Genomic DNA, 20,288 nt, shown 5'->3' on the forward strand with positions numbered 1-20,288 from the left:
CTTGTTGGTTGTTCAGGCCGGACCGAGGCGGTGACGACACCGGGGATCTGCCTGTCTTGGTTGGACATGACGCAGCTCACCCGGCCGCGCCATGGCCGCGACGGCGGCGATGGCACGGCTGGGCGTTCCGGTCGGATCAGAACTTGTAGCGCACGCCGATGGAGTACTGGCGGCCGGTTTCGGCGTAGGTCAACGGAAGCCGCGCACCCGAGCCACTGACCTGCACCCATTCGTCGTAGGGCTGATTGGTCAGGTTGCTGCCTTCGATGCTGATGTCGAGTTTCTCGTCGACCTTGTAGGTGAGCTTGGCATCGACCGTGTTGGAGGCATTCATGCCGTGGACGTCGAAGCCCGCTTCGGTGGCCGGCACCTGGGTCAGGTAGCCATCGCGATGGGTGTAGGACACGCGACCGCTGATCTTGTCGCCTTCATAGAACAGCGTGCCGTTGTAGGAGTTCTTCGACAGGCCGGTCAGGTCGGTGTTGAACGAGTTGGCGCCGCTGCTGGTGACGTACTGGATCTGCGAGTCCACGTAGGTGTAGTTGAGCTGGGTGCCAAAGTTGGCCCACTTGCCCGGCAGGAAGGTGAACGGCTGGGTGTAGTTGAACTCGGCGCCCTTGAGCTTGCCGCCCGGCGTATTGAGCGGAACGCTGAAGACGAAGTCGTCGCTGGCCGCCGCGCCGGTGCCGTCGAGCAGGCTCACCGGCAGCCCGCTGCTGGCGTAGGACGCCACGGTGCGGGTGGTCTGGACGAAGCTCTCGATGTCCTTGTAGAACAGGGCCAGGCCCAACATCGCCCCTTCCTGGAAGTACCACTCGAAGCCCAGGTCGGCGGTCTTGGCGCGGATCGGATCCAGGTTGGGATTGCCGCCACTGACCGTGCGCGAGCCCCCGGAGACGTTGACGGTCACGCCCGGGGTCAGGCTGCCCAGGCCCGGTCGTGACATCACCTTGGCCGCACCGAAGCGGATCAGGAAATCCGGGGTGACCTCGGCCACCAGGTTCAACGAGGGCAAGGTGTCGTCATAGCTGCGCTCGACCGTGGTCGGCACCAACGCGCTGCCCACGGTGGCAAAGCCGGTGGAGGACTGGTTGGTCTTGACGTAGCGCACGCCGACGTTGCCCGAGAACGGAATGTTGCCGACATCGAAACCGAACTCGCCCATCAACCAGCCGCCGCGATCCTTTTCCTCCACGCTGCGCGTGTTGCTGGCGCGCTCGGCCAGGGCCCAGGTCCCCGTGCCGCTGTAGATGTCGAGCAGATCGGCGATCGCGCCCAGGTCGGGCACCACCCAGGTCCCCGGATCGCCACTGATGCCGCCCAGGCTCGCCAGTTCGGTGTATTGCTCCGGGATGATCCTGGTGCCATCGGCGAAGTTGGGCACCGAGGACTCGGAGCTGCGTCGGAATTCCTTGGTGTCGAACGAATAGTTCTTCGCCAGCACGCCGCCCTTCAGGGTGAAGCTGGGGCCGAAGTTCCATTCGAAGTCCAGCGAGCCGGTATCGAAGTCGTTGTTGACGTACTGCGGCCGCATGCGTACTTCGGCCAGCGTCCAGCCGCTGCCGTCGGTGGGATCGATGCCGTAGTCGAAGCTGGGCGAGGTCAGGCTGTCGCGGTAGTCGTAGCTGTAACCATCGACATTGAGCTTGTCCATGATGACCGTGGTCGAGATCGGATTGCGGTGCTTGGAGCTGGACGTGCCCACCTGCCCGGTGATCTTGAACGTATCGCTGAAGCGGTGCTCGCCGTTGAGGCTGAGCTGCTTGAAGACCGTGTCCCACTCGTCGTAGCGGTTCTCCGAGCGCACGTCGACGTTGTCGAACTGCCCGTAGAGCAGCGCACCGCTGTCCGGATCGACGTAGCCATCGTTGACCACCATCTCCGGCTTGCCGTTCTGCGAGCGGCCGCGGCTGAAGCTGATCGCCTCGATGTAGTGCTCGTAGCGCTTGGCGTCGATCTTCGAATACAGGCCGTCCAACGAGAACTCGGTGTTGTCGCCTGGCTTCCACTGCAGCGAACCGGTGATGCCCAGCCGCTTCTGGTCGTGCTCCATCTGGGTGTAGCGCGGGATGCGCGGACTGAACACCGAGGCGCTGTTGGCCTCGGCAAACGGCGATGCCGGGCTGTAGCCGTTGTTGGTCGTGCCATTGGCCCAACGCGTGGAGCCGCTGCCTTCCTCGAGCACATTGCGCTCGGAATAGGCCGCCGACAGCAGCGCCCCGAAGGTGCCGTCGGCCCAGGTGTTGGCGATCAGCGCGGCCACGCGCGGATCAGCCTTCTCGGCCATGGCGTTGTAGCTGCTCTGGCCATTGGCCGCGAAGGTGAAACCGTCGTAGTCGAACGCGCGCGCCGTCCGCAGGTCGACCGTGGCGCCCAGCGAGCCCTCCTCCACGTCGGCCGAGGCGGTCTTGCGCACGACCAGCTGGCTGAACAGATCCGAGGCGAACACGTTGAAGTCGAAACCGCGACCGCGATTGGTCCCGCCGCTCTGGTCGCTGGCACCCACGGTGGTCAGCGCCTCCATCCCGTTGATCCGCACACGGGTGAAGTCAGGGCCCAGGCCCCGCACCGAGATGTTGCGGCCCTCGCCGGCATCGCGGGTGATCACCACGCCCGGGATGCGCTGCAGGGACTCGGCCAGATTGTTGTCGGGGAACTTGCCGATGTCCTCGGCGACGATGGCATCGACCATGCCTTTTTCGGCGCGCTTGATGTCCATGGATTTCTCCAGGCTCGCGCGATAGCCGGTGACCGTCACCGTCTCCAGGCTGACCGCCGCATCCTGTGAGGTTGCGGTCGGGTCCTGCGGGGCCGGCGCGTCGGCCGGGGGTGCTGGCGCGGCCTGGACCGCGCTGTCCGCGTCCGGGGCCGGGGTCTGCTGGGCCCAACCAGTGCCATGGAGGGCCAGTCCTACGGACAGGGCCAGCACGGTGACCGGCAGGCGTGAACGACGTGTCTGTTGCATGAGATCCCCTCCCAGGGCGCATGAAGCCGAATCTTTTTGCGCAAGGCCGGCATCAAGCGCCGGTGGTTTCGCGAAATGACACCGCTGGTCAAAAAGCTAACAGGGTCGTAACGACTAGGCATCTTGCGGCGCACCATAACCTGCCGAATTGGCCTCTTAAATCGCTGTTTCTGTGTTTGAGGGCCCCATTTCACGCGGCAAAGCGGCCTTGAATGACACCGATGGTCATGGCTTGTGGCAGGCTATCGTCCGCAACCAGATGCGCCACCGAGCGGTGGCCTAGGCCTTCGGGAGGAGACCAGAGATGACCGGAACCATCGCCTGCTACGGCGAGCTGCTGCTGCGCCTGGGCGCACCAGGGCGTCAGCGCCTGCTTCAATCGCCGCAGCTGGACGTCCACATTGGGGGTGCCGAAGCCAATGTCGGTGTGTCGCTGGCGCAGTTGGGCCATCCGGTGCGCATGCTCGGCCGGGTCGCCGACAACCCGCTGGGCCAGGCCGCGCTGGGCGAGTTGCGCCGGCACGGGGTGCAGACCGCGTCGGTTCAGGCGGTGCCTGGACGCATGGGCCTGTACTTTCTGACCACCGGCGCCCTGCAGCGGCCCAGCGAGGTGGTCTACGACCGGGCCGATTCCGTCTTCGCCCGGGGCACGCCGGCCGACTACGACTGGCCGGCGCTGCTGGACGGGGCACGCTGGCTGCACCTGTCCGGGGTCACCCCCGCATTGGGGCCCCAAGTCGCTGAAACGGCCCTCGACGCGGCCCGGGCCGCGCGTCAGGCGGGCCTGGGGGTGTCGTTCGACGGCAACTTCCGGCCCAAGCTGTGGGAGGCCTGGGGGGGCGATGCGCCCGGCATCCTGCGCCAGTTGATGGAGCAGGCCGACGTGCTGTTCGCCGACCACCGCGACATGGCCGTGGTCCTGGGCCAGGACTTCGCGCAGACCGAAGGCCCGGCCCGCAACCGGGCCGCTGCTGCGGCCGCGTTCGAAGCCTTCCCGCACCTGCGCTACATGGCGTGCACGTTGCGCACCACCTACAGCGTGGACCACCACGGACTGGGCGCCATGTTGATGACCCGCGACGGTGGCTGCCTGGAAGCACCCACCCGCGAACTGCCTGGCGTGGTGGATCGGATCGGCGGTGGGGATGCCTTCGCCGCCGGCATCCTGCATGGCCTGTTGCGCTCGCTGCCCGACGCCGAAACCCTGGCCTTCGGCCTAGCCGCCGGCTGCCTCAAACACTCCATCGAAGGGGACTTCAACCTGGCCAGCGAGGCCGAGATCCGCGCGCTGATGGTCGAGGGCCGGCTGGACGTGCGTCGCTGAACAGCGCCCGGCGTCCTAACCCGGCGTTCACGTGCCTGACCTGAGGATCGCGAAAACCCCGTTCGCTCAGGCGGATGACAGGGGCCCACGATGGAAGACGACCCAATGCGCCCAAGTGCCGATGAGCTGTTCGAAGAACTCTCGCAGCTGGACCTGACCCTGGACGCCATCGCCGAACAGGCGGGCAGCGCGGACCTGCCGCTCCAGCAGTCCCTGCAGCGTCACGTGCGCAGCCTGCGGATCTTCCTGGATATCCATGCCGCCGCGGTGCTGCATGATCTGTCCGACGCCGCCCAGCGGGTCATGGACGCGACCGACGAGACCTCATCGGTCAAGGCCGCACGCGATCTGGAGCGCATGCGCGCCCTGCTCGATGCCATGTTCCGGCGCCGGGTGGCGCAAGCGAACGCCGCCTGACCGATCGGGAGCCGGGCTGCCCGATCGAAGACTCAATGCTGCTTATCGCGCACGTCCTGTCCCAGGCGGCGGTACAGCGTGCTGCGGCTGATGCCCAGCATGCGCGCGGCGTGGGTGATGTTGCCCTGACACCGCGCCAGCGCATCGCGCATGGCCGCTTCGGTCAGGGTCTCCAGGTCGGTGCCAGGTGGCACGCCGATGGCCAGTGACGGCCCCGGCAACGCGGGACGCGCGTCGTGCAGATAGGACGGCAACAGCTCGATGCCGATCACGTCCTGCGGATCGCTCAAGGCCACCAGGGTGCGTAGACAGGCGCTGAGCTGGCGCAGGTTGCCTGGCCAGCTGTAGGCGGCCAGTTGGGCCTGGGCCTCATCGGTCAGGCGACGCCCTTGGCCCAGGCGCTGCCACAGCGCGCGGACCAGGCCGGCCCGGTCGCCATGCGCGTCCAACGAGGGGATGCGCACGGTGTGGTGTGCGATGCGGTAGTACAGATCGGGACGGAAACGCCCCTCGGCGATGGCGCTGTCCATCTCGCGGTGGGTCGCGCAGACCAGGGCGAAATCCAGCTTGATCGGCTTGCCGCCGCCCAGTGGTGACAGCTCTCGCTCCTGCAGCACGCGCAGCAGCCGCGGCTGCAAGGCCAGCGGCATGTCGCCGATCTCGTCCAGGAACAGCACCCCGCCATCGGCCTGGCGCACCAGTCCCGGGTTGCCATTCTTGCGCGCGCCGGTGAACGCGCCGTCCTCGTAACCGAACAGCTCGGCCTCGATCAGGCCCTCGGGCAGCGCGGCGCAATTGACCGCCACGAACGGCTTGCCGGCGCGCGCGCAGCGTCGATGCAGTTCGCGCGCGAAGACCTCCTTGCCGGTCCCGGTCTGGCCCTGCACCAGCACCGGCAGGCCCGCGTCCAGCACGCGACAGGCGCGCACCAGTTCGGCTTCCTGCGCGGCGTCGAACAAGGGCGCGTCGGACGGCGGCGGGTTGGACGCCGCTGATACGGTGATCGGCGGGCGCGCGGCCGGGCGCTTGGGACGCGCCTGGCCGTCTTCCACCCGGCCGTACAGCGCGCGCCCCTGCCGGTCCAGCAGCACGCCATCGTCGCGCAGCTTGCCCGGCGCATCCTCGAACAATCCGGTATACGACGCCCGGCCCAGCTCACCCCGCTCCAGCCCGAACAGCTGCAGGCCGGCCTGGTTGGCCGCCACCAGGCGCCCGTTGCGGAACGCCAGCAAGCCTTCGCGCGCGGTGCCCAACAGCGCTGGGTCGCGATGCAGGCGCAGCAACTCGGCATCGGGGATGCCGTCGTCAAAATAGCGATGCTCGATGTTGGCCACCGCCAGCCGCGCCAGGCCCAGCGCGTGCATGTGCTGGACCTTGGCGTCGCCGGAGATGTCCAGCACGCCGACCTGGGTGCCGTACGGGTCGTAGATCGGCGAGGCCGAGCAACTCAGGATGCCGTGCGGCACCAGGTAGTGTTCGCCGCCATGCACGACCACCGAGCGGCCTTCGACGATGGCTGTGCCAATGGCGTTGGTGCCCACCTGGGCTTCGTTCCAGCAGGCGCCCGGCATCAGCGCGACGCGGCCGGCGCGATCCAGGAACTTGGCGCTGCCCTCGGCATCCAGGATCCAGCCGTCCTCGTCGGTGAGGATCACGATGCTGCCGGTGGCGGCGGCATCGGAAGACAGCAGTTCCAGTTCGGCGCGGGCCAGACGCCAGAGCTTCTCGTGGCGCTCGCGCATTTCTTTCAGGCGCGCGGCGGTGACCGGTTCGATCTGCGGCGCGCCCGCCGACTCCAGGCCCAGGCGCTGACAGCGCATCCAGGAGCGCAGGATCGTGTCGGGCACCTTGCCGACCGGCGCGCCACCGTGCTCGAAGAACGCCCGCCGGGCCTGGCCCAGATGTCGTTCGGACTGCGATTGCGGGTGTGCCACGTCCCCTCCTTAGGTGTCGCATTCTGCGACACCGAAACAGCGCGCCGTTCCAATAAACATCACAGCCGGGGCGTCCGTGCAACGGGCAGGCGTGATGCGCCGCAACAGTCGCGAGGGGCGTGCTCCCGAAGGCGCTGGAAAAACACCGTGACGCGCCGCAGCACCGGCTTTTTGGCATCGCCCTTGCGCGAGTGGGGAGACCGAACGGGCAACGACCCGACACCCCGCAGCAGGAGATCGCAGATGAATGCCGTGACCAGCACCAAGCCCCTGTCCACCGATCCGCAGTCCATCTTCAAGAAGCGCTACGCCAACTTCATCGGCGGGGCGTGGGTCGAGCCGAAGAGTGGTCAGTATTTCGACAACATCACCCCGATCAGCGGCAAGGCGTTCACCCAGATCCCGCGCTCCAATGCCGAGGACATCGAGGCCGCGCTCGACGCCGCCCATGCCGCCAAGACCGCCTGGGGCGAAAGCTCGTCGACCGACCGCGCCAACGTCCTGCTCAAGATCGCCGACCGCATCGAGCAGAACCTGGAACTGCTGGCCTACGCCGAGACCTGGGACAACGGCAAGCCGATCCGCGAGACGCTCAACGCCGACGTGCCGCTGTGCGTGGACCACTTCCGCTATTTCGCCGGCGCGGTGCGCGCGCAGGAAGGCGGCATCTCCGAGATCGACAAGGACACCATCGCCTACCACTTCCACGAGCCGCTGGGCGTGGTCGGCCAGATCATCCCGTGGAACTTCCCGCTGCTCATGGCGTGCTGGAAGCTGGCCCCGGCCCTGGCCGCCGGCAACTGCGTGGTGATGAAGCCCGCCGAGCAGACCCCGGCCTCGATCCTGGTGCTGATGGAAGTCATCGGCGACCTGCTCCCGCCAGGCGTGCTCAACGTGGTCAACGGCTTCGGCCTGGAAGCGGGCAAGCCGCTGGCCTCCAGCCCGCGCATCGCCAAGATCGCCTTCACCGGCGAGACCACCACCGGCCGGCTGATCATGCAGTACGCCTCGCAGAACCTGATCCCGGTAACCCTGGAGCTGGGCGGCAAGTCGCCGAACATCTTCTTCGCCGACGTGATGGCGCAGGACGATGATTTCCTGGACAAGGCGGTGGAAGGCTTCGTGCTGTTCGCCTTCAACCAGGGCGAGGTCTGCACCTGTCCGTCGCGGGCGCTGATCCAGGAGTCGATCTACGACAAGTTCATGGAGAAGGTCATCGCTCGGGTAGAGGCGATCAAGCAGGGCAACCCGCTGGATCCCAACACCATGGTCGGCGCGCAGGCCTCCGGCGAGCAGCTGGAAAAGATCCTGTCCTACATCGACATCGGCAAGCAGGAAGGCGCGCAGGTGCTCACCGGCGGCGAGCGCAACCCACTCTCCGGCGACCTGGAAGGCGGCTTCTACGTCAAGCCGACGGTGTTCAAGGGCCACAACAAGATGCGCATCTTCCAGGAGGAGATCTTCGGGCCGGTGGTGTCGGTGACCACCTTCAAGGACGAGGCCGAGGCCCTGGCCATCGCCAACGACACCCTCTATGGCCTGGGCGCCGGCGTGTGGAGCCGCGATGCGGCGCGTCTGTACCGCATGGGTCGGGCCATCCAGGCCGGTCGGGTTTGGACTAATTGCTACCACGCCTATCCCGCACACGCGGCCTTTGGCGGCTATAAACAGTCCGGCATCGGTCGTGAGAATCACAAGATGATGCTCGATCACTATCAGCAGACCAAGAATCTGCTGGTGAGCTACTCGTCCAAGGCGCTCGGCTTCTTCTGATCGGTTGACTGTTGCTCGCACTGCCTCCTCCCCGCGTCGGGGTGCGACCAACAGCCGCGTAGGCGTGGGGTCGTCACGGGCCTGGCAACTGCGCGGTCTCCCCGCAACCGTTGTCCAGGAGCGTCACATGGCCTTCCGCCGCCCCGCGCAGCAGGAGTATTGCGCGCGCACGTCCCATGCCACCGGCATGGCGCGCGATGCGTCTTCCGTCCCCGCTTTCAGCCCCCTTCACAGGCCGCACCGGCGCGCGTTGTGCAACGCGCTGTCGCTGGCCCTGCTAGGAACCTGTGTCCTGACCATGCCCGCCCTGGCCGCCGACAAGACCCCAGCCAGCATCACCACCCTGCCCACGCTCGACGTGGTCGGGGTAACGCCCAACGGCGATGCCACGCTGCCGGCCGACAAGTCGCCGTACCCGGTACGCGGCCTGGATGCGGACCAACTGGACCGGATGCGCTCGGTCGACCTGACGCAGGCCATGGACCGCAACGTGCCCGGCATCAGCCTCAACAGCGTGCAGGGCAATCCGCTGCAGCCGGACGTGCAGTTCCGCGGTTTCACCGGCTCGCCGCTGCTGGGCATCGCCCAGGGCATCGCGGTCTACCAGGATGGCGTGCGGGTCAACGAGATCTTCGGCGACACGGTCAATTGGGACCTGCTGCCGCAGCAGGGCATCGATCGGCTGGACGTGGTCACGGGTGCCAATCCGGTGTTCGGCCTGAACACCCTGGGCGGCGCGATCGTGCTGCACTCCAAGAACGGCTTCGACAATCCGGGCCCGGCGCTGTCCTACGAGGCCGGCTCGTTCGGGCGCGAAGTGGCCAGCGTCGAGAGCGGCGGCAACAACGGCACGCTGGGCTATTACCTGCTGGCCGACAACCTCTACGAACAGGGCTGGCGCGACCTGTCGCCCACCCATGCGCGGCATTACCTGGCCAACGTCGGCTGGCGCGGCGAGCGCGCCTCGCTGGACCTCAACCTGTCCAAGGCCAGGACCAACCTGACCGGCAACGGCGCGCAGTCGATCGAGGCGCTGCGGCGCGATGACGAAAGCATCTTCACCGCGCCGGACCAGACCGAGAACGACCTGACCCAGGCCAGCCTGCATGGCAGCTACACCTTCGCCGACGACCTGGTGCTGAGCGCGATGGTCTACGACCGCACGGTCAAGACGCGCTCGTTCAACGGCGACGGCAGCGATGCGGAGGAATGCGAGGACGACGAGGACTTCCTGTGCGAGGAGGAAGACGAGGCCGGCGAGCAGGAGTTCGTCACCGACCAGAACGGCGATCCGATCTCCTCCGAATACGATGCCATCAACAACATCGGCCACCGGCGCCAGCGCGCGCATGGCGGCAACGTGCAGCTGGTGTTCTCGCACCCGCTCGGCGGCCACGACAACCAGCTGGTGGTCGGCGGCGACTGGCTGAGCGGCCACGTGCGCTATTCCAGCATCGTCGAGCCGGCCGTGCTGCTGGACGACCGCAGCACCTCGCGCGATTCGGGGCTGGAAATTCCAGAAGACGCGCTGGACGTGTTCGCCAGCACGCGCACTTATGCCTGGTATGCCACCGACACCTTCAACGTCACCGATGCCTTGGCGCTGACGGTCTCGGCGCGCTACAACGAAACGCGCACGCGCATCGCCGACCGCTCCGGCGAGAACCCCGACCTCAACGGCAACCATGTGTTCTCGCGCCTCAACCCGGCCGCGGGCTTGGCCTGGAAGTTGAGCGACGCAGTCACCGCCTACGGCAGCTACAGCGAGTCCACCCGCGCGCCCACGCCGGTCGAGCTGACCTGCTCGGACGAGGACGCGCCGTGCAAGCTGCCCAACCAGTTCGTCGCCGATCCGCCGCTCAACCAGGTCGTGGCCAAGAGCTGGGAAGCCGGCGTGCGCGGCCGCGGCGCGGGCCTGCAATGGCAGGCCGGCGTGTTCCGCACCACCGCCCATGACGACATCCTGTTCCAGGCCGTCGGCGGGGCCACGTCCAACGAAGGCTTCTTCGCCAATGTCGGCGACACGCGCCGCCAGGGCCTGGAACTGTCCGCGCAGGGGCGCCTGGCCCAGGAGCGCCTGGCGTGGTCGGCCAGCTACACCTGGCTGGATGCGACCTACCAGGACGGCTTCACCGAGAACGCCGTCCACCACCCGGAAGCCGACGACGACGGCCTGATCACCGTGCAGCGCGGGGATCGCATCCCGGGCCTGTCGCGGCACCAGCTCAAGGCTGGCATCGAGTGGGCGATCACCGATGCGCTACGCATCGGCGCCGATGGCCAGTACCGCAGCAGCCAGTATCTGCGGGGCGATGAATCCAACCAGCTCGCCCCGATCGGCGGCTACGCGTTGTTTGGCCTGCATGCGACGTGGGAGGTGACTCCGCGCCTGCAGCTGAGCGCGCGCATCGAAAACCTGACCGACAAGCGCTACGCCAGCTTCGGCACGTTGGGCGAGCCGGATGAGGTCTTCCCCGGGGATTCCGATCCCCGGTTCCTGGGGCCCGGCGCCCCGCGTGGTGGCTGGGTGGGGGCCCGCTACCGCTTCTGACCAACCGCTGATCCCAGGCATGCACATCACCCAGGAGAGCAACACATGAACGTCCATCGTCCCACCATCCAGGCGCTGAAGGCGCTGGCCGTGGCCACCGTGCTGGCCTGCACCGGCATCGGCGTCGCCAATGCGGCCGATGCCGACTACGCGCCGGTCACCGATGCGCGCCTGAGGAACGCCGCGTCCGACAACGGATGGTTGATGTACCGCCGCGACTACACCAGCCGCGGCTATGCCCCGTTCAAGACCATCGACACCAGGAACGTGGCCGGGCTCAAGCCCGCCTGGGATTGGAAGAGTCCGCTGGACATGGGCCATGAGGCCCCGCCGATCGTCAATGGCGACTATCTGTTCATCACCACCCCAAAGAACCACCTGATCGCCTTCCAGGCCAGCACCGGCAAGCAGCTGTGGGAGTACGCCCACGACCTGTCCGAGGTCGGCCTGAAGACCATCTGCTGCGACGTGGTCAACCGGGGCGTGGCCCTGTACGGGGACAACGTCTACATGGCCACGCTGGACAACCGCGTGGTCGCCCTGGACGCCAAGACCGGCAAGGTGGTGTGGAACGAGCAGCTCAACGCCCCGGACGTGGGCTATGCGATGACCCTGGCGCCGCTGATCGTCAAGGGCAAGGTGATCGTGGGCGTGTCCGGCGGCGAGTACGGCGCGCGCGGCTTCATCGAGGCGCTGGATGCCAAGACCGGCAAGCAGCTGTGGAAGCTGCACACCATCCCGCTGCCGGGTGAGCCGGGCGGCGACACCTGGCCCAAGGGTGCGGCCGAGACCGGCGGCGGCGCGGCCTGGCTGACCGGCAGCTATGACGCCGACACCGACACGCTGTTCTGGGGCGTGGGCAACCCGGGCCCGTGGCTGGCCACGCTGCGGCCGGGCGACAACCTCTACACCGATTCGGTCATCGCGGTGAATCCGGCCGACGGCAAGATCAAGTGGCACTACCAGTACACGCCCAACGACACCTGGGACTACGACGGCACCAACGAGACGGTGCTGACCGACCTCGCCTACCAGGGCAAGCAGTACAAGGCCCTCGTCAGCGCCAGCCGCAACGGCTGGTTCTATGCGATCGACCGCACCAACGGCAAGCTGATCTACGCCGAGAAGTTCGCCACGGCCACCTCGGTCAGCGGCTTCAAGGACGGCAAGCCGGTCACCGACCCGGCGATGCGCCCGACCGTGGACAAGGAAGTGTTCACCTGCCCCAGCTTCCTGGGCGGCAAGAACTGGTGGCCGATCTCGGTCAGCCCCGACACGCACATGGCCTACGTGCCGACCCTGCACACCTGCATGACCATGAAGGGCGCGGCGGTCAGCTACAAGGCGGGCCTGCCGTTCCTGGGCGAGACCTTCCTGGTCAAGCGCGATCCGGCCTTCCCCAACCACTGGGGCTCGGTGCAGGCGATCGACCTGAACACCGGCAAGCAGGCCTGGACCTTCCCCTCCGAGCTGCCGTGGAACGGCGGCATGTTGTCCACCGCCGGTGGCTTGCTGTTCTCCGGCAGCGCCGATGGCTACCTGTACGCCTTCGACGCCAAGACCGGCAAGGTCCTGTGGAAGAGCCCGAAGATGGCCTCCGGCGTGCTGGGCGTGCCGAGCACCTGGACCGTGGACGGCAAGCAGTACGTGGGCGTGTGGGCCGGCTGGGGCGGCGGCGTGCCGATCTGGGGCGGTGAGATGGCCAAGGACCCAGCGGTCCGCAACATCCCGCTGGGTGGACATCTGTATGTGTTCTCGCTGTAAGCGAACCGGAGCCAGGAAGATGAAACACACGCACTCCTCCCTCCTGCGCACCGTGGTGTCGCTGGCGCTCTGCGCCGGCGGCATCGGCGCCGCCCACGCCGCGGTCTCGGTCTGCGTGGACACCTCCAGCCCAACGATGGCGATGGACGAGGCCATCGCCGCGGCCGTGGCCAAACAGCAGCACACCACGCTGTCGGTGCATACATTCGATGGCAGTGGCGATGACGAAGGCTTCGACCTGAAGCAGTTCAACGCCATGGCCACCAGGGACTGCCAGCTGGTGATGGGCTTTCCGGTCGATGCCAGCGCCTCGGGCCTGCCCGAGGGGCTGAAGGCCACCGCGGCCTACGGCCGCACGGGCTTCGTGCTGGTCACGCCCAAGGGCGCAAACACGCCGTCCTTGTCCACGCTCCCGGCCGGCAGCCAGGTCGCGGTGACCTACCAGACCACGCCCAACCTGTACTTCGCCGATTACCCCAAGCTCCAGGCCGACGTGCACCTGACCAACGAAGATGCCATCGAGGCGCTGGAGCAGCACAAGGTCAGCGCGGCCATGCTGTGGCGGCCGGCGGTGGTGGATTGGTTGAACCAGCACCAGGACGCCGCGCCATTCGACTATGCCGAACTGGACGAACCGCATGCGCGCTGGAACCTGGTCGCGCTCTACGATCCGGCCAACGCCGCGGCCGCGCAGGCCTTCCAGGCCAGTGTCGCCACGCTCAGCGCCGATGGCACGCTGGGCAAGCTGCTGGATCCCTACGCGGTGCTGGCCACGCCGGCGCGCGCGGGCGAGGGCAAGGCCAACGCGATGACCCTGTCGCTGCTGCAACGGGGCACGCAGCTGGCCAGCAATGCGACGACCGCCATGTCGGCTGCGCCGGCCGCCAAGCTCTACACCAAGGAGCAGGCCGACAAAGGCCGGGCGGATTACCAGGAGAACTGCGCGCAGTGCCACGGCGACACCCTGGCCGGACGCGCCGGTCCGGCGCTCAAGGGCAAGCACTTTGCCAATCCGGCGGCCAACTTCCATGTCAGCGACATCTTCACCATCGTCTCGCAGAACATGCCCGCCACCCAGCCGGCCAGCCTGGACCACCAGGTCTACGCCGACATCATGGCCTTCCTGCTGCAGGAGAACGGCTATCCGGCCGGCAGCAAGGCGCTGACCTTCGATGATGCCAAGGCGTCGACCGAACCGCTGGTCTACCGCGGCACGGACCACTAGCCGGTCCGCCTCAACGCGACAGCTGCCTAAACAAGGCCGGCAACACCGACGTGCCATCCCAAGGAGGAAGGCGACATGCGCAACACCAAGCGCCCATCACCGCAACGCACCCACGCGCGCGTGGGCCGCATCGGCCAGGTCGGCCCAGTCATGGCCGGCACGTTGGCAGGCGGCATCCGGCGCTTCTAGCGTTCCACCCCACGCCGTGCGCATCCGCGGGGGATGCGTGCGGCGTGGGTCTTCTTTCGTTCCCACCTGCACCTGGAGCACGACGCCATGCGCAAGCTGTTTCCCGCCCTGCTGTTGATCTGCCTGGCCGCCATGGCCCCCTCGGCCTTGGCCAAGACCTGTGCGCTGACCATCGACAGCACCGATGCGATGACCTACGACAAGCACGCGCTCAAGGTCGACGCCACCTGCACCGAGGTCAAGCTCACCCTGACCCACAGCGGCAAGCTGGCCGCCAACGTCATGGGCCACGACTGGGTGCTGTCCACTGCGGCCGACACGGCCGGCATCGAGGCCGATGGCATGAAGGCCGGCATGGCGGCCGGCTTCCTCAAGGCTGGAGATGACCGCGTCATCGCCCACACCCAGGTCATTGGCGGCGGGCAATCGGACACGATCACCTTCTCCACCGCCAAGCTGACCAAGGGCGGGGACTACGTCTTCTTCTGCTCGTTTCCCGGGCACGCCTCGATGATGAAGGGCACGTTCGTCTTCGGCTGACGGCGCGTCCGCATGGGGTCAGGCCGGCGAGGAACGGACGAGATACCACCAAGGTCCATACGGCATCGTGGTGCGGCCGGGCGTAGCATGACGCCGCACACCGGCCAGGCCATCGGGCCCATCCGCGCCGCGCCCCGGCGGCAAACCGGTGAGACACCGCCCTTTCGCAACGCAAAGACACGCCGATCATGACTTCTCCGCGCAAGACGCTGCTGCACGCCGCCTGCCTGGCCGCCCTGTTCACCGGCCTGCCCGCCCTGGCGGCCGAGGCTCCCGATTCCCCCGCCATCGACCCGGTGACGTTGGACCGCGTGGTGGTCACCACGCGCCTGGAGCGCGTGCCGGCCTTCGACGTGCCGGCCTCGACCAGCACCGTGGAGCTGGGCCAGGGCGGCCACAACGACGTCAATGTCTCCGACTATCTGGGCGGTGTGCCCGGCCTGCTCGCCCGCGACCGCCAGAACTACGCGCAGGACACGCAGATCTCCATCCGGGGCGCCGGCGCGCGCGCGACCTTTGGCGTGCGCGGCATCCGCCTGTATTCGGACGGCATCCCGGCCACCATGCCCGACGGCCAGGGTCAGGTCTCGCACTTCAACCTGCTCGGCGGCGAGCGCGTGGAAGTCCTGCGCGGGCCGTTCTCGGCGCTGTACGGCAACTCTTCGGGCGGGGTGATCCAGCTGTGGAGCGCGGCGCCCACGCAGGCGCCGGAGCTCACCGTGCAGACCACCTACGGCCGCGACGACAGCTGGACCGCTGGCGCGCGCGTGCGGGGCACTTCCGGCGCGGTGGGCTACAACGTGGCCGTGCAGCGCTTCATGACCGACGGCTACCGCGAGCACAGCGCGGCGGACCGCAACTCGGGCAATGCCAGGTTCACCTTCGACCTGGGGAATGCCGGCACGCTGGATCTGGTCGGCAACAGCTTCTTCTCCGGCGCGCAGGACCCGCTGGGCCTGACCAAGGACCAGGTCAACGAGGACCGCACCCAGGCCACCCCGCAGGCCGAGCAATACAACACCCGCAAGTCGATCCAGCAGAACCAGCTCGGCGCGCTGTACACCCTGCCGCTCACCGATCATCAGAAGCTGCGCGTGACCGCCTGGGGTGGCAACCGCAAGGTGGTGCAGTACCTGTCCATCCCGATCGGCGCCCAGGCCAATCCCAAGCAGAACGGCGCGGTGATCGACCTGGACAACGACTACGGCGGCGCCGATGGCCGCTGGTCCTACGAAGGCGAGCTGGCCGGCCGCCCGCTGGAAGTCACCGCCGGGACCAACTTCGAGCGCCAGCGCCAGCATCGCACCGGCTACGAGAACTACGTGGGTGACGTGCTGGGCGTGCGTGGCGACCTGCGCCGCAACGAGCGCGACACGGTAGAGAACTTCGACCAGTATGCGCAGGCCTACTGGGAGTTCGTCCCGCGCTGGTCGCTGCTGCTGGGCGCGCGCCACAGCCAGGTGCGCTTTGACTCGCACGACCTGTACATCGTCGGCGCCAACCCGGATGACAGCGGCAACAAGACCTATTCGGAAACCACGCCGGTGGCCGGCCTGAGCTTTGCCGCCACCGACGACCTGCGCCTGTACGTGTCGGCCGGGCGCGGTTTCGAGACCCCGACCTTCAACGAGATCGGCTACCGCGCCGACGGCGGGGCCGGCCTGGCCTTCGACCTGAAGCCCTCGATCAGCCGCAACTATGAGCTGGGCGCCAAGTGGCGCGCCCAGTCCGGTGCGCATGCCGAACTGGCCCTGTTCCGCGCCAACACCGAGGACGAGCTGGCCGTGGCGACCAACCTGGCCGGGCGCAGCACCTATCGCAACGTCGGCGACGCCCGGCGCCAGGGCGTGGAGCTGAGCGCCGGACTGCCGCTGGCCCGGGACTGGTCGCTGGACGTGGCCTATACCTACCTGGATGCCACCTTCCGCGACAGCTTCCCGATCTGTACCGGCAGCGGCTGCAGCGACCCGACCACGCTGGTCGGCGCCGGCACGCGCATCCCCGGCACGGCGCGCAACGAGTTCAATGCGACGCTGGGCTGGCGCCACGGGGCCTGGAACGCCTCGCTGGAAGGCGAAGGCGTAAGCGATGTCACGGCCAACGATGAGGGCAGTGCCAAGGCGCCGGGCTACTTCCTGGCCAACGTGCAGGCCGGGTATCGCTGGCGGTTCGCCAGCGGCGCACTGGACGGCTTTGTCCGCGTGGACAACCTGCTGGACCAGGACTACATCGGCTCGGTCATCGTCAACGAAGGCAACGGTCGCTATTACGAGCCCGGCACCGGGCGCGGGGTGATGGTCGGCGCCCGCTGGACCTGGGGCGGCGACAACGGCTGAAGCCCATCTGCACCACATCCGCGAGGAGATCACCATGGACACCCGTCAGGTCATCGCCACCATCCCCACCCTGCAGCTGATCGACAAGCTGCGCGGACGCCACGGACCGGTGCTGTTCCACCAGTCCGGCGGCTGCTGTGATGGCTCCTCGCCGATGTGCTTCCCGACCGACGACTTCATCGTCGGCGACCGCGACGTGCAGTTGGGGGAGATCGGCGGGGCGGCGTTCTACATCAGCGCTTCGCAGTTCGAGTATTGGAAGCACACCCAGCTGATCATCGATGTGGTCGAGGGACGTGGGGGGATGTTCTCGCTGGAGAATGGCGAGGGGGTGCGTTTTCTGGTGCGCTCGCGTTTATTCACCGACGAGGAGTTTGCGGCGCTGAAGTTGGAGGGGAAGGTTTAGATTTAGGCTTTGGCTGTTGGCGCTGTTGCGGCCTTTTTCTGCAGATGTTCTTTGAAGCAAGCGCTTTCGTGCCGCTTCGCGGCCCGACCTACTTTCTTTGCTCGTGCAAAGAAAGCTAGGCAAAGAGGCGCTTTTCAACAGACGCATGTCTGGTCAACACGCCCCGGGCGGCACGCCCGCTTCGCGGGTCCGCTACATGACGAGGGATTTTTGGAAGGGACCTCCCTGTCCCTTCCAAAAACGCCACGCATCCATGCGTGGCGCCCTGCGGGTCTTGTCCCCGTCCCTCCGCCGTGCCTAACGGGGGTCTGAAAGCAAAAACAGAGCAAAAGCAACGTCCCTGGATGACCACACATTCGTCTGTTGTAGGGCACCTCCCGCGTTCGCGGGGATGACGCGTCGAGGCCTTCACGACCACCGATAGTAAGTGTCCGCTCGCAGATGCACCTTGCTGTTGCTGTGAGCTTTACCTGTCTGAGCCGTAAAGCACGCCGAGCACCGCAGCAAAGCAGGGCCGAAGAGGCGCCCTGTTTGAGCGCAGCGAGTTTGGGCGCCGTGCCCTGCTTTGTGAGGAGCGCAGGGGACCGATGCGTAGCATCGGCGTGCGTCCGGCGAGTAGCGATTTTGCCTTCTTTTGCCGCGACAAAAGAAGGTCGCGCCCGCAGGGCGTGAAAGCTCCTGCTTTTGCTTCCTTTTAACCAGACAAAAGGACGTCGCGTCTTTAGGCGCGAAAGCCTTTGCTCCTGGCGTCTGCCTCAAGCAGCTGAACTTCTAACCCTTGCAGCAAGCGCGGCGCGGCGCATTCAAAACCGCACGAAATACGGCACCGCCATCAACCCCACCCCCATCACCACCGTCAACCACGCACTGTCCACAAACCAGGTGAACAACCCCAGCAACACCCCGACCAGCGCCGGCACCAACGCCCGCTGGCGCACGCCATAGATCAGGTAGCCACTGCCGATCGCACCGAACAGCATCCCCCACACCAAGTTCGCGGTGTCCATCGCGCGCGCCTTCAGTCCAGCGACACGCGATGGGCCGCGTCGGGGCCGACCACCGTGGTCCACGGCTTCACCTTCCAGCCTGTGACAACGCCCTCGACCACATAGGGATCGCCTTCCGCAAACCGACGTGCGGCGCTGTCGTCCTCGCCCTGGAACAACAGCAGCGCCGACTCCGGTGGATCGCCGACCGCGCCGCCCAGCACCAGTTCGCCACGCGCGACCGCGGCCTGGGCATAAGCCAGGTGGGCGGCGCGGTGCAGCGGGCGCCGCTGCAGATAGTCGGGGGCGGTCTGGTACAGCAGCAGGAAATGCATGGATGGCTCCGGCGCGGCAGGCGGTCCAGTGTGGTCCCGCGCCGGCCCGCTAGCAATCGCGCGCCCGACTGAACGTTGTCGCCTGCAACCATTCAAAAGTGGGACAAAACCCGCGCCGTTGGCCAGTCCGGGCGGCATCGGCCTGTTACGATTGGCGCCCTTTCGCGCACCGGTGGCGACCGCTGCTGGCGATGCGAAACGCGCGCACCAGTGCGCGGCCCCTTCCTCCCGCCATATCGAGTCACGCCGTGTCTTCTTTCGCATCCGTTGAACAGGTCCCGGGCGATCCCATCCTGGGCCTGACCGAGGCCTACAACCACGACACCCGCCCGGGCAAGGTCAACCTGGGCGTGGGCATTTACTACGACGAATCCGGCCGCATCCCGCTGCTCAAGGCCGTGGCCAAGGTCGAAGACGCCCTGGCGCGCGAAGGCAAACCGCGCGGCTACCTGCCGATCGACGGCCTGCCGGCCTATACCCAGGCCACCCGCGAACTGCTGTTCGGCAAGGACTCGCCGCTGCTCAAGGATGGCCGCGTGGCCACCACCCAGACCGTCGGCGGCAGCGGCGCGCTGCGCGTCGGCGCGGAAACCCTGCGCAAGCTGCTGCCGCACGCCACCCTGGCGCTGAGCAAGCCCTCGTGGGAGAACCACCGCGCCGTGTTCGAGGCCGCCGGCTACGAGGTCGGTGAGTACACCTACTTCGATGCGGCCACCCACGGGGTGGACTTCGCCGGCATGCTGGCCGACCTCAAGGCGCTCAAGCCCAAGACCGTGGTCCTGCTGCACGCCTGCTGCCACAACCCCACCGGCGCGGACCTAACCGTCGAGCAGTGGAAGGAAGTGGCCCAGGTGCTCAAGGCCGGCGACCTGTTCCCCTTCATCGACATGGCCTACCAGGGCTTCGACAAGGGCATCGCCGAGGACGCCGCGGCCATCCAGGTCGTCGTCGAGGCCGGGATCACCGATTTCGTGGTCGCCAGCTCCTACTCCAAGTCGTTCTCGCTCTACGGCGAGCGCGTGGGCGCGCTGTCCATCGTGGCGGCCACCGCCGACCAGGCCAAGGCCGTGCAGTCGCACGTCAAGCGCATCATCCGCACCATCTACTCCAGCCCGTCCAACCACGGTGCGGCTCTGGTGGCCGGCGTATTGACCGACCCGGCGCTGCGCGGCGAGTGGGAGCTGGAACTGACCGCCATGCGCGAGCGCATCCACGCCCTGCGTGCGGGCCTGGTGCAGAAGCTGGCCGAAGCCGGCGCCGGTGACTTCAGCTTCATCAGCCAGCAGGCCGGCATGTTCAGCTACTCCGGCCTGACCAAGGCCCAGGTCGACCGCCTGCGCGAGGAGCACGCCATCTACGCGGTGGGCTCGGGCCGGATCTGCGTGGCCGCGCTCAACCAGGGCAACCTGGACCGCGTGGCCGCCGCGATCGCCGCGGTCGTCAAGGGCTGAATCGGCTCGCCGGCATCCTTCGGGATGCGGGCTGGCTCGCAGCGGAAGCCCCGCCGGCAACGGCGGGGCTTTTTGTTTGGCGCCTGGCCAGC

14 protein-coding genes are annotated in these 20,288 nt (G+C 67.3%); 10 read left to right on the forward strand and 4 right to left on the reverse strand.

The features are described from left to right. Window positions 1-136: 136 nt before the first annotated feature. Window positions 137-2,965 carry a TonB-dependent receptor gene (locus ACORQU_RS07480; protein ID WP_491644282.1) on the reverse strand — a complete coding sequence of 943 codons (2,829 nt, stop codon included), beginning with the start codon at window positions 2,963-2,965 and terminating at the stop codon, window positions 137-139. A gap of 304 nt (window positions 2,966-3,269) precedes the next feature. On the opposite strand from ACORQU_RS07480, the gene ACORQU_RS07485 reads away from it, so the two are divergent. Together ACORQU_RS07485 and ACORQU_RS07490 are read left to right on the forward strand one after the other, a co-directional pair. Further along, window positions 3,270-4,289: a sugar kinase gene (locus ACORQU_RS07485; protein ID WP_491644284.1), complete on the forward strand. Its 1,020-nt coding sequence runs from the start codon at window positions 3,270-3,272 to the stop codon at window positions 4,287-4,289. A gap of 90 nt (window positions 4,290-4,379) precedes the next feature. Then, window positions 4,380-4,706 (forward strand): hypothetical protein, encoded by a 327-nt coding sequence (locus tag ACORQU_RS07490; protein WP_271647967.1) that lies wholly within the window; start codon window positions 4,380-4,382, stop codon window positions 4,704-4,706. Window positions 4,707-4,738: 32 nt separating this feature from the next. On the opposite strand, the gene ACORQU_RS07495 is transcribed toward ACORQU_RS07490, so the two are convergent. Beyond that, window positions 4,739-6,640, reverse strand: a complete 1,902-nt coding sequence (locus ACORQU_RS07495; RefSeq protein ID WP_491644286.1) for a sigma-54-dependent Fis family transcriptional regulator — start codon at window positions 6,638-6,640, stop codon at window positions 4,739-4,741. A gap of 243 nt (window positions 6,641-6,883) precedes the next feature. Between ACORQU_RS07495 and adh the strand changes: the two genes are divergently transcribed. The 7 genes from adh to ACORQU_RS07530 all read left to right on the forward strand — a co-directional run bounded on the left by adh (window position 6,884) and on the right by ACORQU_RS07530 (window position 17,424). After that, complete coding sequence (gene adh / locus ACORQU_RS07500; protein ID WP_491644288.1) at window positions 6,884-8,413, forward strand: aldehyde dehydrogenase; 1,530 nt, start codon at window positions 6,884-6,886, stop codon at window positions 8,411-8,413. A gap of 127 nt (window positions 8,414-8,540) precedes the next feature. Continuing rightward, window positions 8,541-10,964 (forward strand): TonB-dependent receptor, encoded by a 2,424-nt coding sequence (locus ACORQU_RS07505; RefSeq protein WP_491644290.1) that lies wholly within the window; start codon window positions 8,541-8,543, stop codon window positions 10,962-10,964. A gap of 45 nt (window positions 10,965-11,009) precedes the next feature. Beyond that, complete coding sequence (locus tag ACORQU_RS07510) at window positions 11,010-12,728, forward strand: methanol/ethanol family PQQ-dependent dehydrogenase (protein WP_491644291.1); 1,719 nt, start codon at window positions 11,010-11,012, stop codon at window positions 12,726-12,728. A 19-nt stretch (window positions 12,729-12,747) separates the two neighbouring features. Next, window positions 12,748-13,953, forward strand: a complete 1,206-nt coding sequence (locus ACORQU_RS07515; RefSeq protein WP_491644293.1) for a c-type cytochrome — start codon at window positions 12,748-12,750, stop codon at window positions 13,951-13,953. 276 nt (window positions 13,954-14,229) lie between these two features. Further along, window positions 14,230-14,682 (forward strand): azurin, encoded by a 453-nt coding sequence (azu, locus tag ACORQU_RS07520; protein WP_491644295.1) that lies wholly within the window; start codon window positions 14,230-14,232, stop codon window positions 14,680-14,682. Between the two features lie 188 nt (window positions 14,683-14,870). Next, a complete protein-coding gene (locus ACORQU_RS07525) occupies window positions 14,871-17,018 on the forward strand; it encodes a TonB-dependent receptor family protein (RefSeq protein WP_491644296.1) in 2,148 nt (715 codons plus the stop codon). Window positions 17,019-17,052: 34 nt separating this feature from the next. After that, complete coding sequence (locus ACORQU_RS07530) at window positions 17,053-17,424, forward strand: DUF779 domain-containing protein (RefSeq protein ID WP_271647959.1); 372 nt, start codon at window positions 17,053-17,055, stop codon at window positions 17,422-17,424. A gap of 803 nt (window positions 17,425-18,227) precedes the next feature. Here ACORQU_RS07530 and ACORQU_RS07535 read toward each other — a convergent pair. Both ACORQU_RS07535 and ACORQU_RS07540 read right to left on the reverse strand, forming a co-directional pair. Then, window positions 18,228-18,431 (reverse strand): hypothetical protein, encoded by a 204-nt coding sequence (locus tag ACORQU_RS07535; RefSeq protein WP_271647958.1) that lies wholly within the window; start codon window positions 18,429-18,431, stop codon window positions 18,228-18,230. 11 nt (window positions 18,432-18,442) lie between these two features. After that, a complete protein-coding gene (locus ACORQU_RS07540; RefSeq protein ID WP_491644298.1) occupies window positions 18,443-18,745 on the reverse strand; it encodes a YciI-like protein in 303 nt (100 codons plus the stop codon). Between the two features lie 248 nt (window positions 18,746-18,993). Between ACORQU_RS07540 and ACORQU_RS07545 the strand changes: the two genes are divergently transcribed. Next, complete coding sequence (locus ACORQU_RS07545) at window positions 18,994-20,196, forward strand: amino acid aminotransferase (protein WP_491644300.1); 1,203 nt, start codon at window positions 18,994-18,996, stop codon at window positions 20,194-20,196. Window positions 20,197-20,288 lie beyond the last annotated feature (92 nt).

The sequence above is a fragment of the Pseudoxanthomonas sp. JC1303 genome (assembly GCF_058448525.1).

Excerpts from the sequence above, each read along its gene's own strand:
- ACORQU_RS07480 (WP_491644282.1), bottom strand. The coding sequence starts at position 2,965 with ATGCAACAGACACGTCGTTCACGCCTGCCGGTCACCGTGCTGGCCCTG.
- ACORQU_RS07485 (WP_491644284.1), top strand. The coding sequence starts at position 3,270 with ATGACCGGAACCATCGCCTGCTACGGCGAGCTGCTGCTGCGCCTGGGC.
- ACORQU_RS07490 (WP_271647967.1), top strand. The coding sequence starts at position 4,380 with ATGGAAGACGACCCAATGCGCCCAAGTGCCGATGAGCTGTTCGAAGAA.
- adh (WP_491644288.1), top strand. The coding sequence starts at position 6,884 with ATGAATGCCGTGACCAGCACCAAGCCCCTGTCCACCGATCCGCAGTCC.
- ACORQU_RS07505 (WP_491644290.1), top strand. The coding sequence starts at position 8,541 with ATGGCCTTCCGCCGCCCCGCGCAGCAGGAGTATTGCGCGCGCACGTCC.
- ACORQU_RS07510 (WP_491644291.1), top strand. The coding sequence starts at position 11,010 with ATGAACGTCCATCGTCCCACCATCCAGGCGCTGAAGGCGCTGGCCGTG.
- ACORQU_RS07515 (WP_491644293.1), top strand. The coding sequence starts at position 12,748 with ATGAAACACACGCACTCCTCCCTCCTGCGCACCGTGGTGTCGCTGGCG.
- azu (WP_491644295.1), top strand. The coding sequence starts at position 14,230 with ATGCGCAAGCTGTTTCCCGCCCTGCTGTTGATCTGCCTGGCCGCCATG.
- ACORQU_RS07525 (WP_491644296.1), top strand. The coding sequence starts at position 14,871 with ATGACTTCTCCGCGCAAGACGCTGCTGCACGCCGCCTGCCTGGCCGCC.
- ACORQU_RS07530 (WP_271647959.1), top strand. The coding sequence starts at position 17,053 with ATGGACACCCGTCAGGTCATCGCCACCATCCCCACCCTGCAGCTGATC.
- ACORQU_RS07535 (WP_271647958.1), bottom strand. The coding sequence starts at position 18,431 with ATGGACACCGCGAACTTGGTGTGGGGGATGCTGTTCGGTGCGATCGGC.
- ACORQU_RS07540 (WP_491644298.1), bottom strand. The coding sequence starts at position 18,745 with ATGCATTTCCTGCTGCTGTACCAGACCGCCCCCGACTATCTGCAGCGG.